We start from the raw sequence: 730 nt of genomic DNA on the forward strand, positions 1-730 counted from the left end.
ATCGGGGATGCGGACAGTGTCTGGTGGGTAGTTTGACTGGGGCGGTCTCCTCCCAAAGCGTAACGGAGGAGCACGAAGGTTAGCTAATCACGGTCGGACATCGTGAGGTTAGTGCAATGGCATAAGCTAGCTTAACTGCGAGACAGACACGTCGAGCAGGTACGAAAGTAGGTCATAGTGATCCGGTGGTTCTGTATGGAAGGGCCATCGCTCAACGGATAAAAGGTACTCCGGGGATAACAGGCTGATACCGCCCAAGAGTTCATATCGACGGCGGTGTTTGGCACCTCGATGTCGGCTCATCACATCCTGGGGCTGAAGTCGGTCCCAAGGGTATGGCTGTTCGCCATTTAAAGTGGTACGCGAGCTGGGTTTAGAACGTCGTGAGACAGTTCGGTCCCTATCTGGTGTGGGCGTTGGATGATTGATGGGAGCTGCTCCTAGTACGAGAGGACCGGAGTGGACGAACCGCTGGTGTTCGGGTTGTTTTGCCAAAGGCATTGCCCGGTAGCTACGTTCGGAACGGATAACCGCTGAAAGCATCTAAGCGGGAAGCCGGCCCAAAGATGAGTCATCCCTCGATGTAAATCGTGGAAGGGTTGTTTAAGACTAAGACGTTGATAGGCAGGGTGTGGACGCGTTGTAAGGCGTTAAGCTAACCTGTACTAATTGCCCGAGAGGCTTAACCATACAACGCCTAAATGGCTTTGTATGCTGACAAGCTAATCAA

1 rRNA gene is annotated in these 730 nt (G+C 52.9%); it reads left to right on the forward strand.

The annotated features are described in order from the left end of the window. Nucleotides 1-690, forward strand: a 23S ribosomal RNA gene (locus DRW07_RS18225); the annotation flags it as partial. Between the last annotated feature and the right edge of the window lie 40 nt (nt 691-730).

The organism is Paralteromonas sediminis, assembly GCF_003820355.1.
Taxonomy (GTDB): domain Bacteria; phylum Pseudomonadota; class Gammaproteobacteria; order Enterobacterales; family Alteromonadaceae; genus Alteromonas_F; species Alteromonas_F sediminis.